Raw genomic sequence first — 13,945 nt, forward strand, 5'->3', positions numbered from 1 at the left:
CGGGCGGTTGGCGTTCTTGACCGGCAACCACCATGAACCGCACCCGCCGCCGCTTTCTCCGCCAGGCTCTCCAGGCCTCCACCGCACTGGCTCTTCCACCTGTGCTGAAGGCAGCGGACAAAAAGGACGCCTTCTCCTTCGTCCTGCTCGGAGACCTGCACTTCGACAAGCTGGAGCACCACGACATGAAGTGGCTGCAGGAGCACAAGGCGGGCGACCTGAGCCAGATCAACAACTACACCCGCATCACCAAGGACATCACCCCGCGCCTTTTTGCGACGGTGAAGGAGACTCTCGCGGCGCTCAATCAATCCCCCGAAACCCGCGCCGCCTTTGTCCTGCAGGCAGGCGATCTCGTGGAAGGTCTTTGCGGCACCGAGGAACTCTCCGCTGTGCAAAATCGTGAGGCACTGGTCTTTGTGGAAAGCATGAAGCTCGGCGTGCCCTTCGTCTTCACCAAAGGCAATCACGATGTGACTGGCGATGGCGCGGTGGAAGCCTTCAAGCACGTGTTTCACGACTTCCTCACGCAACAAACCTCCAGCTTCACCGGTGCTGGCAAGATCGACAGCGCGTGTTACTCCATCGAGCACGCCAACGCACAGTTCTGCTTCTTTGATGCCTATGAAAAGCCCAGCCTTGAATGGTTGGAAGCCGCTCTCGCCAAGCGCACTGCGCAGCACTGCTTCGTGACCATTCACCCACCCGTGGTGCCGTATGGCGCACGTGCCACTTGGTATCTCTACAATTCCGAGCGCGACAAATCACGCCGCGAAAAATTGCTCGACTTGTTAGGCAAGAACAACGCCTTCGTGCTCGGTGGCCACATCCATCGGTTCAACACCATCTGCCGCACCACGCCCGGCGGAGGCCGCTTTGCCCAGCTCGCCATCAGCAGCGTGGTCGGCAATGCCGAGGTGAAGCCCGACACCGAGCTCGACGGCCTGAAAGACTACAATGGCGACCAGATCCGCGTGGAGCCCAAGCACTCACCTGAAACAGAGGCCCAACGCCGTGCCGTGTATGCCTCTGAAGCCCCGTTTGTGAAGTCCTTCGCCTATGCGGACATCCCCGGGCATGCGACAATCAGCATCAATGGCTCTCAGGTGCAGGCCGTGATGTACTCCGGCATCACGCGAAACGTCTACAAGACCGTGGACCTGACGAAGCTGCTGGCATCGTAGGCGATAGGTATTGTGGCTGCTTCGCGCGCCCTTTGGGGGCTAACCCCTAGTTAGTCGGGTCACCCAAATTGGCCTGCTTCCCAGGTTCTCCCCATCAATATCATGCATGACTCACCAGGAAAAATTTTCCTGGTCCCGCCTCGCTGCTGTCTTGACGAACGAGCTGAGTCTAATCAGCTTTCTCTCTGCGCGGCCAAAATACGGCCCACCCCCGTTTGTCGCGCCGACCATCCACCCAACCCATGTCCACAGCCCCAGCTCTTTCGCCTTCGTCTGTGAAGGCGCTTCGTAATGCCGTCATCCGCCTCGCCGGTAATTCGCAGGACGGCATCCAGTCCATCGGCGGCATCCTGGCCCGTCTCGCCGGGCGCACGCAGCAGGACGTGATGACCTACATGACCATTCCGTCCACCATCAGCGGCGGTCCGTCCATCTTCCAGGTGCATCTCGGCAGCGGGGAAGTCCTGCACCCGGGTGATGACAGTGACGTGCTCGTGGCCTTTTACCAGCACAGCTATGACAGCCACATCAGCGCGGTAGCGGATGGCGGCATCTGCTTTTACGACAGCGGCGAGGTGACGGAGCTGAAGCATGAACGTGGCATCCACCACATTGGCGTGCCCTTCACCAGTGCCACCGTGGAGGCCGTGGGCGGCAGCGCCCGTGACCGTGGCAAAAACATCTTTGTGTTAGGCATGCTCTGCGCCGTCTTCCGTCTGGATAAAGACAAGGTTGCAGGGATCCTCGCTCGCCAGTTTGGCAAGAAGGATGAGAGCGTGCTGCGGAATGCCATGCTGGCCTTTGACGCTGGCTTTGCCTACCCAGTCGGAGACATCACCACCTTCCACTTTGAAGAGGGCGAGCATAAGGACGAGCACCGAATCAGCAGTGATGGAAACACCGTCATGGCCATGGGCCTCATCGCCGCCGGTGTGCGCTATGGATCGGCCTATCCAATTACGCCGTGGTCCAGCATCATGGAAACCCTGCGCACCGAGCTGCCGAGGTATGGCGGCATCTATGTGCAGGCTGAGGACGAGCTCGCCGCCGTGTCCATGACCATCGGCGCGGCCTTCGCCGGGCATCTCGCCGTCACCGGCAGTGCAGGTCCTGGATTGAGTTTAAAGATGGAGGCGCTGAGCTATGCCAGCATGGCGGAGATCCCGCTCATCGTCATCAACGTGCAGCGCGGCGGTCCCTCCACCGGCATGCCCACAAGCATCGAGCAGAGTGACCTCATGCAGGCCATCTACGGCAGTCACGGGGATTGCCCCCGCATCGTCCTGGCCCCGCAGGATGTGGAAGATTGCTTCTACATCGCGCTTGAGGCCGGCCGCCTGGCCCGTGAATACTCCTGCCCGGTCATCATTTTGAGCGACCAGGCCCTCAGCAGCCGCATCGAGGCCTTCACCGAGCCTGACCTAACCAAACATTGGATCGAGCCCACGCTGGATCTCTCGGACCGTGGCGCGGATTTCAAGCCCTACCCGCTGGATGCCATGACCCGTCATGCGCCTCCCGGCACCAAGATCAATGGCAAATACCCGCACGTCACCGGTCTGGAGCATGACGAGTGGGGCCACCCGAGTGGCAATGCCAAGATGCACCAGAAGATGACGGACAAGCGCCGCAACAAGCTGGTGGACCTCAGCAAAAAGCTGCCGCTCCCCGAGATCTATGGCGATCAAGAGGGCGATCTCCTGCTCATCTCCTGGGGCAGCAACTATGGCCAGATGAAGGAGAGCGTGAACCGCCTGCGTGCTGAAGGTCACAAGGTCGGAGCTGCGCATCTGCGCCACATCCACCCCATGCCCGCCGGTTTGGACAGGCTCTGGGCAGGCTTTAAGAAAGTGGCCGTGGTGGAGCTGAACGACGTGGGCGTCTACGGCTACGGCCAGCTCGCCATGATGATCCGCGCCGCCTATGCGGATCCAAAAATCCAGTCCATCTGCAAGACGGACGGACTCACCTTCCGCATCCGCGAGATCGTGACCGGCTCTGAAAAAATCATGCGTGGTGATGCCTGACCATCTCCATTTCTCCACCACTCCAGTTTCGTTGAACCACTTTTCTAACTAACAATATGTCCTCACCCACCCTGGACACTTCATCCGCAACTCCTGCCACCGCCCTGGTCACCCCGCCTGCGGAGGAGAAGCTCACGAAGAAAATCCTCACCGCCGACCACCCCACCTGGTGCCCCGGCTGTGGTGACTTCGCCGTGCTCGCCGCCTTTTACAAGGTGCTGGAGAAGCTCCAGTATCCGCATGAGAAGATCGTCTGCGTGGCCGGCATCGGCTGCTCCAGCCGCTTCCCGTATTTCATGAATACGCACGGCATCCATTTCATCCATGGCCGTGCGCTGCCGCTGGCCACGGGTGTCTCGCTGAGCCGTCCGGACGTGCACGTCTTTGTCTTCGGCGGTGATGGCGATGGCTTCTCCATCGGCGGCAATCACCTGAACCATGCCGCGCGCAAAAACATCAAGCTCACTTATGTGATCATGGACAACTACGTCTATGGCCTCACCAAGAAGCAGACCAGCCCCACGAGCCCCATCGGCTTCAAGTCCAAGACGGATCCCACCGGCAGCATCGACCGCCCCATCAACCCCATGAAGCAGCTCCTCGCCAGTGGTGCCACCTTCATCGCCCGCACGCATGCCGCGCAGGTGAAGCATATGGTGGATACCTTTGAGCGCGCCATCAAGCATGACGGCTTCAGCGTCGTCGAGTGCCTCAGCGAGTGCGTCATGTTCTACGAAGGCAGCTTTGACGACAGCACCCCGCGCAAAGGCGGCACCTATGAGATCATCGACGAAGCCCAGCACGACGTGAAGGACGATGTGGCGGCTTTCCAGCTCGCGGACCTGCCCAGCCCCGGCAAGTTCGGCGTCTTCTACGAAGTCCAGCGCCCAACCAAAAATGCTCTTGAGCAAAAGTGGATCGATGAAACCCAGGCCAAGCTCGGCGACACTCCCCAGCGCGAGCTGCTGAGGAAACGCTTCGAAACCATGCGTTGATCAGTTTCACAGTCCCTACCTTCAAGGCAGGAGTCCACATCGGGCTCCTGCTTTTTTATTCGCTTTCACCCAAATTTTCCAACCGCTGATGAGACGCTAATAGGACGCTAATACCCAAGCCATTTTTCAACCACTGATGGACACTGATGAGCACTCATATCAAACCTTCAGATGCTTGGGCATTAGCGTTTAATTAGCGTCCTATTAGCGGTTAAAGAACTTCTTGGGCTCGGTCATTAGTGACTATCAGTGTCCATCAGTGGTAAAAAAACCATCGTTTAGACGGACTGGGTGCGTCCGATTTCACACAATCCTTGTCCGATGCCTTTTGGCTCTGATAGCGTTGGTTTGACCTGTCCCAACCCGTCCCGTCCAGCCTGCCATGAAAAGCCTCCTTTTCACCCTCCTTGCCGCCTCCTGCCTTCCCGCCACGGCCGCCACCCAGATCACCTGGAAGCGCCAGCAGCTGCATGGCGACTTCTACTCCGAAGGCGCGGCCATTGGCGATATCAATGGCGATGGCAAGCCGGACGTGGTCTCCGGCCCCTTCTGGTGGGAAGGCCCCGCCTTTGAGAAGAAGCACGCCTTCTACGAGCCAAAAATCTTTTCCATCAATGGCTACTCCGACAACTTCTTCGCCTATGTCCATGACTTCAACGGCGACCAGAAGAACGACATCCTCGTTCTCGGCTTCCCCGGCAAGGAAGCGCGCTTGTATCTGAACGTAGAACGGACTTTCCAGTCCGTTCCTCCGGGGGCACCAGAGGAAACGAGTTCGAAAACTCGTTCTACGTATTGGCCCATGCACATCGTCGCGGACGTGGTGGACAATGAATCCCCCGTCTTCACCGACATCACTGGCGATGGCAAACCCGAGATCGTCTGCAGCACCGGCGGCAGCTTCGGCTGGTTCGCCCCGAACTGGGAGAAGCCCACGGAGAAGTGGAATTTCATCCCAGCGACCGATGACCTGAAGGTGGCCAAGTTCACCCACGGCCTCGGTGTTGGCGATGTGGATGGCGATGGCAAAATGGATCTCCTCGAAGCACGGCGCTGGTGGGAGAACACAAGTGTGGTGCAGGCCTCTGGCCTGCCCAATGCAGCCGGGACGGCTGCACCACTCTGGTCTCAGCACAATTTTGCGGCAGGCATCGGCGGAGGCGCGCAGATGTTCGCCTACGACTTTGATGGCAATGGCACCAATGATGTCTTCACCAGTCTGGCTGCGCATCGCTATGGCGTCGCCGTCTTCCTTCAGAACAAAACCGAGAACCGAGAACCAGGAACCGCGAACTGGCAGCGCATCATGCTCGCCACCGAGCAGCCGCAGGACAACGACTACGGCATCGTCTTCTCCCAGCCGCACGCCGCGTACCTTGCAGACATCGATGGCGATGGCGTGAAGGACATCGTCACTGGCAAGCGCTACTGGGCGCACAATGGTCATGACCCGGACGAGCGCGGCGCCCGTGTGATCTACTGGTATCAAACCAAGCGTGATGGCAAGGGCGGTGTGGACTTCGTCCCGCATCTCGTCGATGCCGAAAGCGGTGTCGGTGTGGACGTGCAGGTCGGTGACGTGAATGGCGACAAGCTCCCTGACATCGTCGTCGGCAACAAAGCCGGTGTCTATATCCTCACTCAAGAGCGCAAGGAGACTACGGCTGATCTCACGCCGAAGAAGCTCTACGGCCCGGCCCTCAAGCCGCAGAAGGACTACGCGAAAGGCCAGTCGCCTCAGGATGCGCTGAAAGCCATGCAGCTCCCTGGTGGCTTCAAGGCCGAGCTCATTGCTGCCGAACCAGATGTGGTGCAGCCTATCGCCTTCACCTTTGACGAGCGCGGCCGCATCTGGGTCGTGGAAGGCAACAGCTATCCAAAGCCCCGCGAAGTCGGTGCTGGTCAGGACCGCATCAAGATCCTCGAGGACAAGGACGGTGACGGCACCTATGAGACGAACCAACTCTTCTGCGAAGGCCTGAATCTCGTCAGCGGCATCGAGCTCGGTTTCGGTGGCGTCTGGGTCGGTGCCGCGCCCTATCTCATGTTCATTCCCAGGGATGGAGACAAGCCACTGCCGCTCGGCAGTACCCGGGCCATTCCTGGCCCGTCTGGAGCCGATGGAGCCAAGAATAGCCCGACTACACAGGTCCCCGGCATCAACTTCACCGCCTACGCGTTGTTAGACGGCTGGGGCTCCCAGGACACTCACGAAACGCTCAACAGCTTCATCTGGGGGCCAGACGGCTGGCTCTACGGCTGCCACGGTGTCTTCACGCATTCGAAGGTCGGCAAGCCCGGCACTCCGGATGACCAGCGTCAGCCCATCAATGCGGGCATCTGGCGTTATCATCCCGTGCGTCATGAGTTTGAGATCTTCGCCCACGGCACCAGCAATCCCTGGGGCCTCGACTACGACCAGCATGGTGAGTGGTTTGTCACCGCCTGTGTGATCCCGCATCTTTATCATATCGTCCCCGGCGGACGTTATCAGCGCCAGGCAGGCCAGCACTTCAATGCCTACACCTATGAGGACATCAAGACCATCGCCGATCACGCGCACTATGCTGGCAATCCGCGTCCGGATGTCTCCCAGGACAAGACCACGGGTGCAGGCATCGTGAACAATGACACGAATGCCCTCGGCGGCGGTCACGCGCACTGCGGTCTCGCCATTTATCAGAGCAGCCAGTTCCCGCTCACGTATCGAAATCAATTGTTGTTCGGCAACCTGCACGGTCATCGCCTCGTCGCGAACTACACCGACCCGCACGGCAGCACCTACACCGGCAAACACGGCGCGGATTTCATGCGTGCGAACGACATGCACTTCATCCCCGTCACCCAAAAGGTCGGCCCTGATGGCTCCCTCTACGTCAGTGACTGGAGTGACCAGCAGATCTGCCACCGCGGCAGCAACGCCGTCGAAAACTGGGACCGCAGCAACGGGCGTATTTATCGCGTGTCGTATGACCGTAAAACGAGTTTTCCAACTCGTTTTCAGTTTCCAGGGGGGGAGGCGATCTGGGGAACGAGTTGGAAAACTCGTTCTACATTCGACCTCGCCAAGGAAAGCGATGAGACCCTGGCCAAACTGGCCGTGCAGACCGAAAACGAATGGTTCTCCCGCATGGCGAGACGTGTGCTGATGGAGCGTTCGACGGAACGCATGTGGCTGCTTGATGGCGACAAAGGCCCACCGTCCAGGGCATTGTCGTTTCTGAGTGACGAAGTTTTGTATCCGGTAGGTGGCAAGTCAGCCTACTCTGACACTGCCAAATTGCGCGCATTCTGGACACTCAAGCTCTCACCCATGCGGATCAGTCTCCAATCCGAAGAGCATGCATGGCCAAGGAGTGACGCGGAGCGGGCTTGGGCGATTCGTATGCTGCCCTATCCAGGATTTTCCTCCAAACATGAGTCGAAGGATGTCAGGGTTGAGCTTTCCCAAGATGACTTGGCTCTGGTGGCAAAATTGGGAAATGAAGAGAAGGTCCCCGTTCTTCGTCGCGAGTTTGCCTCCCTCCTTCAGCGTCTTCCGCAAGACCAGCGCAAGGATCTCGCCGCTTCCCTCCTCAAGCACGGCGAGGACAAAGATGATCCCATGATCCCGCTGCTCATCTGGTATGGCATCGAGCCTGTCGTGGCCGCTGATGCCGCCACGGGCCTGCAACTCGCCTCCGTTTCCAAACTGCCGAAGGTCACGGAGTTCATCTACCGCCGCATGGCCAGTGAGGAAGCAGGCCGTCAGGGCCTCTTGAAGCTTGCCGCCGAGACGAATGACAACGCGCAGCGCGACTTCCTCCTGCAGGCCGTTCTCACCGCCGCACGCGGCGGCAGCAAGATCACCCAACCTGCGAATTGGTCCACGATGCGCGAACGCTTCGTTGGAGTGAAGGCTTCAGCCGATGCTGGGAAATCCGATTCGCCTAAAGGCTCGACTCCGACCTCTGCTACGCAAGCACTCCTCGAACTCGAAGCCCACATGGGCATCGACAGCGCCCTGAAGCACTTCCGGGATCAACTCGCCTCCACCACCGCTCCTGCCGCCGAGCGTGAAGCCGCGCTGAGCGTGCTCCTCCAGGCCCGCGATGCCGCCACCTCCAAGATCCTTCTCACACTCATCCAGAGCGATGCCCCAGGCACGCTGAAGCGGAAAGCCATCCAGGCCCTCACCTCACTCAAAGATCCCGAAACACCGCAGGTGCTCAGCGCCGCGCTCATCAAACTGCCTCCCGGTGATCTTCCAGACGCCATCAACACACTGGCCTCCACGAAGGAAGGCTCCATTGCGCTCCTGAAAGCGGTTGAGGCCAAGACCGTGCCTTCCACCGCCCTCTCACCCTTCCTGGTGCGCCAGCTCGCGGCCTTCAAGGATGCGCAGCTGGATGCCCTCATCAAATCCGCCTGGGGCGATGTGAACGCACCGAAGGCAGATTTGGCCGAACGCACGAAGAAGTATCGCGATCTCCTCACGCCCGCCGCTTTGGCGAAAGGCGATGCCGCGAAAGGCAAGATCCTCTTCATGGGCACCTGTGGCGCATGTCATAAATTGTTAGGTGAAGGCCAGAACGTCGGCCCCGACATCACGGGCAGCAATCGCGCCGATCTGAACTACCTGCTCGAAAACGTGCTCGATCCGAACGCGGTGATCGGCAAGGCTTACCAGCTCAACCTCTTCACCATGAAGGACGGTCGTGTCATGAGCGGTGTCATCAAGGAGGAGAACCCCACGGCGGTGAAGATCGCCATGATGGGCGGGATTGAGTTCACCCTGCCGCAGGGTGACATCGAGAAGCGTGAAGTCTCCAAGCTCAGCACCATGCCCGAAGGTTTGTTTGATGCTTTGCCATCGGAGAGTGTCATTGATCTGGTGAAGTATCTGCAGAGCGGTAACGTAGACCGGACTTTCCAGTCCGGTGAAACGAGTTCGAAAACTCGTTCTACGCCAGGAGCCCTCGAAGGTGAATCTCTGAAGGTCCTCGAGATCACCGGTGGCACCACGAAGAAGCAAGGGATGGGCGGCTTTGGCAATCGCTGGAGCGGCGGCTCCCAGCTCTGGTGGACAGGTGGCAAGCCAGACGACAAACTAACGTTGGTTATTCCTGTGAAGGAGTCTGGCAAATACGCGCTCCACGCCGCGCTCACCATGGCGAAGGATTATGGCGTGACCAGCATCATGCTGGATGGCAAGCCTATCGCCTCCTCCTTTGATGGTTACAACGCTGACAAGGTCGTCCTCACGGACGAGCTCGACTGGGGCACGCATGAACTCACCGCTGGAGATCACCAGCTCACCTTCACCCTGGCAGCCCCCAATCCCGCCGCCAAGCCCAGCAACATGGTCGGACTTGATTATGTGCGGCTGGAGAAGAAGTAAGGCATATCAGGTTGGTCGCCTTCCGCATCCGCTCTGGCTGCCCCCACCTCATTTTCCAGGCTTGCCTTCGACCTCAAAGTCCCGCAGACTCTAAGGCCATGAACGCGACCCTCTCGCCTTCCTTCTGGATTATGAGCCTGATGAGCATGGCCTCGCTGGGCATCTCGCTGACCCTGCTGGTCAAGGACGAGCCCAAGGGTGACGACGTCAAACCCGCAGCCCCGGCTCAGGTCACCACGTCTGCGGTCATTCCGCACCTCCAGCTTCCGCCTGCCATGGAAGCTCCCATGCTCAGCCTTCCTGAAACCCCGCTGCTGAAACCCACCATGCCTGGCAAGATCTCGCCCGAGAACCTCGCGAAGATGCGGCGGGCCAACTTCAGCCGCATGCGGCTTGATGAGACCATGATGAATGGCGAGCTTGACCGCACTAAATACGTGCCCGCTGGAGCCACTGACCCCGACTCCATGTGGCGCGGCCAGGTGGACCGTGCCAACCGCACCCTTCAGGAAACCGGCATGGGGCATTTGAACCTTCGCGGTCGTTGAGCGGTCAGGTGGAGCATCATCGTCATCATGCGTGATCTCCACTCCACGAAAGCCATGTGGCTCAAAGCATGGCTGTTTCTCTTCATCGGCCTCTTCTCCGCCGCGCTGCTGCTCGTTGAAAACTGGAGCTGGCGCACCTCGGCGTTGCTGGCGCTCTGCGTCTGGGGTTTCAGCCGTGCTTATTACTTCGCCTTCTACGTCATCGAGCACTGGGTGGACCCGCAGTTCAAATTCAGCGGGCTGGGGCACTTCATCTCCTGGTGGTGGACAAAAGGGAAGGGGCGGAGGTGAGCTCGCCAGCATGGGCGTTCTCCCCACATAGCGCCGCCTTCATCACTTTAGGGCCAAAACAAAACAGCTCCGGCGAAGATCACCGGAGCTGCTTCAAAGATGAATGGCTAACCAGTTTTTACACCAGCATCAGCGCCGGGTTTTCCAGCAGCTTGCGCATCTCGGCGAGGAAGGTGGCAGCCACCGCACCGTCCACCACACGGTGGTCGCCGCTGAGGCCGATCCACATGCGCTGACCGGCCACGATGGCGCCCTTGTCATTCACGACCGGCACCTTGCGGATGCTGCCGATGGACAGGATGGCGGCCTGCGGCGGATTGATGATGGCGGAGAACTGGTCGATGCCGAAGGCGCCGAGGTTGGACACCGTGATGGTGCCGCCGGCAAAGTCATCCGGGCTGAGCTTCTTGTTCTTCGCCTTGGCAGCCAGGTCCTTCACGGCGGCGCTGATCTCAGCCAGCGTCTTCTTCTCCGCCTGCTTGATCACCGGAGTCACCAGACCGTCATCGATGGCGATGGCGACACTAAGGCCCACGGACTTGAATTTCACGATGGCATCTCCATCCCACGCGGCGTTGATGGCAGGCTGGGCCTGGGCGGCGCGGATCACGGACTTCAGGATGAAGTCGTTCACGGTGTATTTCACACCGCCGCTCTTCTCGGCGCTGGCATTCAGATGCGCGCGGAAGTCCATGAGCGGCGTCGCGTCGATCTCCACCTGCAGGTAGAAGTGTGGGATCTGAGTCTTGGAGGCCAGCAGGCGCTCGGCGATGATGTTGCGCATCGTGCTGGTCGGCACGCGCTCGTCTTCCGGGCCGTAGGTCGGGCGGATCGCAGGCGTGGCGGCCACACGGGCGCCAGCGCTGCCACCACCGACCGGGGCATTTTCCACGTCTGCACGGACGATGCGGCCACCAGGGCCGGTGCCTTCGATGGAGCCGAGGTCCACACCCTTCTCAGCGGCGATCTTCTTGGCCAGCGGGCTGGCCTTCACACGCACATTGCTGGCAGCGGCACGGCTGACAGGCCGCGGAGCAGAGGGGAGACGCGGGCCTGGGGCGGCCACTTTCTTGGCACCAGCACCACCAGCGGCTTTTTCTTCCTTCGGCGCAGGCGCGGCAGCGGCCTGGGCCTTGGCGATCAGTTCGTCCAGATTTGCGGGGGCTTCCTCGCCCTCTTCCAGCACCACGGCCAGCGGGCTGCCCAGGGGCACCTTCACGCCAGGGGTGGCGATGAGCTTCAGGATCTTGCCTTCAAAGGGGCTGGCATACTCCATCGTGGCCTTGTCCGTCTCCACGTCTGCGATCGGCTTGCCCACTTCCACGGCATCACCTTCTTTGATGGTCCATTTGGCCAGCGTGCCCTCGGTCATGGTGTCGCTGAGCTTGGGCATTTCGATGATCTTGGGCATAACGGGGCAGGGGGTAAAAGCGGGTTCGGGGTGTCTGTGAGGCGGCGAGACTAGACGAGTCCGCCGCCGGACTCAAATCCCTCGTGCCGGGAATTTTCCGGGGTGGGGGGAGCCCCCTGGGAAAGCCTGAGCACAAGACGGCCCATGTTTAGGTCTCAGAGAGCACCCCCAAACCCCGTGAAGTGCCACGCTTGGGCTAGGGCCCTACCCCCTCGGCGTTGTCCGGAGTCAAAACACGGCCTCTTCAGCCGTTACGGGCTTGTGGCTGCTTGCCGACGAGGGAAATGTTCGCCTTCCTCAGGGTCTGGCGTTACACGAGACCGGTTTCACACGTTTCTCTTTGCTCATGAAGCTTTCCCTCCTTCCTGCCCTTGTTTTGCTGCTCGCTGCCAGCTTGGTCTCAGGCCAGACCCCTGCACCAGCCCCGGAGCCTGCCTCAAAAAAAACAGCCGCGAAGGGCCACAACCATCCCGAAGGCTTCACGGAGTTGAAAATTGGCGATGCCGCGCCTGCCTTTGACCTCCTGGGCATCGATGAGGAAAAGCACACCCTGGCCGAGTATGCGGACGCTCCGCTGCTCATGATCGCCTTCATCAGCAATCACTGCCCCACCTCCCAGGCCGTGGAAGGCCGCCTGAAGCAGATCGTGAAGGATTATAAGGGCAAGGGCCTGCGCGTGGTCGGCATTAACCCGAACGACCCCGCCGCCCTCCGTCCAGATGAGCTCGGCTACTCCAAATACAACGACAGCTTCCCTGAGATGAAGCGCCACGCCAAGGAGCAGGAGTTTAACTTCCCCTACCTCTACGATGGCGAGACCCAGGCCGTGGCCAAAGCCTACGGCTGTCTGGCCACGCCGCACGTCATGCTCTTCGATAAAGAGCGCAAACTGCGCTACCAGGGCCGTCTGGACGACTCCCGCTATGTCGATGCCGCCACGGTGACCTCCCACGATGCGCGCAACGCCATCGATGCCCTCCTTGCAGGCAAACCGGTGCCCGTGGAAGTCACCAAGCCGCATGGCTGCTCCACCAAGTGGCTCGACAAGCGCAGCGAAGTCATCACCGACAATGAGAAGTGGGAAAAAGGCGAGGTCACTGTGGAGCTCATCGATGCCGCCGGCGTCGCCGCCCTGCGCAAGAACGACACCAAAAAAGTCCGCCTCTTCAACGTCTGGGCCACCTGGTGCGGACCTTGTGTGGCAGAGTTCCCCGAGCTCGTCGCCACGGCGCGTAAATTCGGCCTGCGTGACTTTGAGTTCATCAGCATCAGCATCAACGAACCCGGCGAGATGAAGGAAGTAAAAGAGTTCCTGGAGAAGCACAACGCCATCGTCCCGGACAAGATCAAGCCCTCTCTCAAAGCCGAGGGCCGCAGCGGCAACGCCTACATCTACAACGCCCCGAACACCGATGCCCTCATCCAGGCGCTAGATCCCGAGTGGCCCGGTCCCATCCCGCACACCCTCGTCGTGGCCCCCGGTGGAGCCGTCATCTATCGCCACAACGAAGAAGTGAATGGCGATGAGCTCCGCGAAAAAATCCTCGAGGCCATGGGCCGCTTTTACGTGCCTGAGAAGTAAGTATTTCCTAGCTGTTGCCGAACAACAAGCATGACCAAATTTCCCAAGATCCGGCGCCTTATGCGCCTCCGGGCTGTTTTGGTGCCAGGCCTGCTCCTCGCTGCCTTCCTGGCCTTTGCGCGGAGCCTGCCCGTCATAGGCCTGGTGCTTGCGGGGCTGGCTTTCTGCCTGTTCCTCGGCTTTACCGGCCCCCAGGAGGAGCTGGTGGTGAAACTGCCGCAGCAGCAGGGCTTTGAACGGTGGCGCTACTGGTGCGGCCAGGTCATCCGGTACCTTTTCATGCTCTGGCTCATCAGCCAGCCCGAGCTGGAAGCCTTCCTCCACCGGGTGAATCACGGCCAGGCGCTCTGGGACTGGCGCCTGATCCTGCCCGCCATCATCCTGGCCACCCTAGGCATCATCTCAGGCCTGCGCCGCGCCTCCAGTTTCACCGACCAGCAGATCTACGACTGGCTGGAGGAGAAGCAGGAAGCATAGGCCGTTCGACAGATCGCGTAATGACTGGACATCATGCGCTCCAAATCCCG

General features: G+C 60.1%; 9 protein-coding genes. 8 read left to right on the forward strand and 1 reads right to left on the reverse strand.

Annotation, left to right across the window (positions count from 1 at the left end; all coding sequences use genetic code 11):
• Nucleotides 1–32: 32 nt before the first annotated feature.
• From BGE01nite_RS05935 to BGE01nite_RS05960, 6 genes are all read left to right on the forward strand, one after another.
• The gene (locus BGE01nite_RS05935) at nt 33–1,184 is read left to right on the forward strand and encodes a metallophosphoesterase family protein (RefSeq protein WP_146849417.1); all 1,152 of its coding nucleotides are present in this window, start codon (nt 33–35) and stop codon (nt 1,182–1,184) included.
• Nucleotides 1,185–1,426: 242 nt separating this feature from the next.
• On the forward strand, nt 1,427–3,211 hold the full coding sequence (locus tag BGE01nite_RS05940) for a 2-oxoacid:acceptor oxidoreductase subunit alpha (protein ID WP_146849418.1): 1,785 nt from the start codon (nt 1,427–1,429) through the stop codon (nt 3,209–3,211).
• A 56-nt stretch (nt 3,212–3,267) separates the two neighbouring features.
• Nucleotides 3,268–4,206, forward strand: coding sequence for a thiamine pyrophosphate-dependent enzyme (locus BGE01nite_RS05945; protein WP_146849421.1), 939 nt, complete (start codon nt 3,268–3,270; stop codon nt 4,204–4,206).
• Nucleotides 4,207–4,588: 382 nt separating this feature from the next.
• Nucleotides 4,589–9,586, forward strand: a complete 4,998-nt coding sequence (locus BGE01nite_RS05950; RefSeq protein WP_146849423.1) for a PVC-type heme-binding CxxCH protein — start codon at nt 4,589–4,591, stop codon at nt 9,584–9,586.
• 98 nt (nt 9,587–9,684) lie between these two features.
• Nucleotides 9,685–10,134, forward strand: a complete 450-nt coding sequence (locus BGE01nite_RS05955; RefSeq protein ID WP_146849426.1) for a hypothetical protein — start codon at nt 9,685–9,687, stop codon at nt 10,132–10,134.
• Between the two features lie 27 nt (nt 10,135–10,161).
• Nucleotides 10,162–10,425: a hypothetical protein gene (locus BGE01nite_RS05960; protein WP_146849428.1), complete on the forward strand. Its 264-nt coding sequence runs from the start codon at nt 10,162–10,164 to the stop codon at nt 10,423–10,425.
• Nucleotides 10,426–10,543: 118 nt separating this feature from the next.
• On the opposite strand, the gene BGE01nite_RS05965 is transcribed toward BGE01nite_RS05960, so the two are convergent.
• A complete protein-coding gene (locus tag BGE01nite_RS05965; protein ID WP_146849430.1) occupies nt 10,544–11,836 on the reverse strand; it encodes a dihydrolipoamide acetyltransferase family protein in 1,293 nt (430 codons plus the stop codon).
• A gap of 346 nt (nt 11,837–12,182) precedes the next feature.
• On the opposite strand from BGE01nite_RS05965, the gene BGE01nite_RS05970 reads away from it, so the two are divergent.
• Both BGE01nite_RS05970 and BGE01nite_RS05975 read left to right on the forward strand, forming a co-directional pair.
• Nucleotides 12,183–13,418 carry a redoxin family protein gene (locus BGE01nite_RS05970; protein ID WP_146849432.1) on the forward strand — a complete coding sequence of 412 codons (1,236 nt, stop codon included), beginning with the start codon at nt 12,183–12,185 and terminating at the stop codon, nt 13,416–13,418.
• Between the two features lie 30 nt (nt 13,419–13,448).
• Nucleotides 13,449–13,895 carry a hypothetical protein gene (locus tag BGE01nite_RS05975; protein ID WP_146849434.1) on the forward strand — a complete coding sequence of 149 codons (447 nt, stop codon included), beginning with the start codon at nt 13,449–13,451 and terminating at the stop codon, nt 13,893–13,895.
• Nucleotides 13,896–13,945 lie beyond the last annotated feature (50 nt).

The sequence above is a fragment of the Prosthecobacter gellanilyticus genome (assembly GCF_007992435.1).
GTDB classification, from domain to species: Bacteria; Verrucomicrobiota; Verrucomicrobiia; order Verrucomicrobiales; family Verrucomicrobiaceae; genus Prosthecobacter; species Prosthecobacter gellanilyticus.

Coding starts and splice junctions, on each gene's coding strand:
- BGE01nite_RS05935 (WP_146849417.1), top strand. CDS start 33: ATGAACCGCACCCGCCGCCGCTTTCTCCGCCAGGCTCTCCAGGCCTCC.
- BGE01nite_RS05940 (WP_146849418.1), top strand. CDS start 1,427: ATGTCCACAGCCCCAGCTCTTTCGCCTTCGTCTGTGAAGGCGCTTCGT.
- BGE01nite_RS05945 (WP_146849421.1), top strand. CDS start 3,268: ATGTCCTCACCCACCCTGGACACTTCATCCGCAACTCCTGCCACCGCC.
- BGE01nite_RS05950 (WP_146849423.1), top strand. CDS start 4,589: ATGAAAAGCCTCCTTTTCACCCTCCTTGCCGCCTCCTGCCTTCCCGCC.
- BGE01nite_RS05955 (WP_146849426.1), top strand. CDS start 9,685: ATGAACGCGACCCTCTCGCCTTCCTTCTGGATTATGAGCCTGATGAGC.
- BGE01nite_RS05960 (WP_146849428.1), top strand. CDS start 10,162: ATGCGTGATCTCCACTCCACGAAAGCCATGTGGCTCAAAGCATGGCTG.
- BGE01nite_RS05965 (WP_146849430.1), bottom strand. CDS start 11,836: ATGCCCAAGATCATCGAAATGCCCAAGCTCAGCGACACCATGACCGAG.
- BGE01nite_RS05970 (WP_146849432.1), top strand. CDS start 12,183: ATGAAGCTTTCCCTCCTTCCTGCCCTTGTTTTGCTGCTCGCTGCCAGC.
- BGE01nite_RS05975 (WP_146849434.1), top strand. CDS start 13,449: ATGACCAAATTTCCCAAGATCCGGCGCCTTATGCGCCTCCGGGCTGTT.